Here is an 852-nt window from a genome sequence, read left to right on the forward strand (position 1 = left end):
CGCCCGTCGATCGTCACCCGCACCTCGGGCGGGTAGGCGATGCGCAGGTCGTTGACGATGATGCTGCCGAAGCCCCGGATGGTGCCGACGACGCCGGTGCCGCCGATGCCGCGGTCGCCCTCGTCGTCGGGGCCCGGACGGATGCCGGTGCCGCCGATGCCCTGGTCGAGGATCTTGTCGCCCGCCGCCCCCGCCGGCCCGGCGGCGGCGAGCCAGCCGATTCCCGAGAGGAGACGCAGCAGGCCGCGCCGGGACAGGGACGCGGAGCGGGACGGGTGTCGCACGGGCCGGGTCCTCACGGCGCGCCCTTCTCCGGCGGAACGGCCGCCGGGACGGGCCGCGGCGCATCCTCGGCGTAGATGTAGATGCCGAAGTTCCAGCGTGCCTCGCCGCCCGGATCGGTCTCGCAGGCCGCATGCGCCTCGCGGTTGGCCTGCTGCAGCGCCTCCATGGCGATCTCCCGCGCCCGCAGCTCGAGCCGCCGCGCCAGGGCCGGCGAGAGCCCGTCGTAGTGCACGGCACGCTCGAGGAAGCGCGGCTTCTCGTCCAGGATGTTGGCGACCGATGCGGCGATGTGGTCGTGCAGGTTGCGGCCGAAATAGTAGAGCTGCTGGCTGCCGCCGCCGCTCGGCACGAAGGCGGCCTCGGCGAGCACGATGCGCTCCTCGGCATCCAGGGTGACGAGGCCGCGGTCGAGCCACTCGTCGAGCACCGCGCGGGGGCGCAGGTCCCGGGTCACCGAGGCGACCAGGCTCTCGAAGGACGGCCCGGTCTCGGCCGCCCGCGGCAGCGGGCGCGGGCGGCCGTCGGCCTCGGTGAATTCAGGGGCGGCGATCCAGCGGGCGATGATGC

Annotated in this window: 1 protein-coding gene and 1 pseudogene; both read right to left on the minus strand. The window is 74.8% G+C overall.

Annotation, left to right across the window (positions count from 1 at the left end):
- Positions 1–284: pseudogene (locus QR78_RS30870) on the minus strand (DUF5666 domain-containing protein); the annotation flags it as partial.
- Between the two features lie 11 nt (positions 285–295).
- A partial coding sequence (locus QR78_RS30875) for a DUF6502 family protein (RefSeq protein WP_048431459.1) occupies positions 296–852 on the minus strand: 557 nt, incomplete at its 5' end.

Origin of the sequence: Methylobacterium indicum, from assembly GCF_001043895.1 — a bacterium.
Lineage (GTDB): Bacteria > Pseudomonadota > Alphaproteobacteria > Rhizobiales > Beijerinckiaceae > Methylobacterium > Methylobacterium indicum.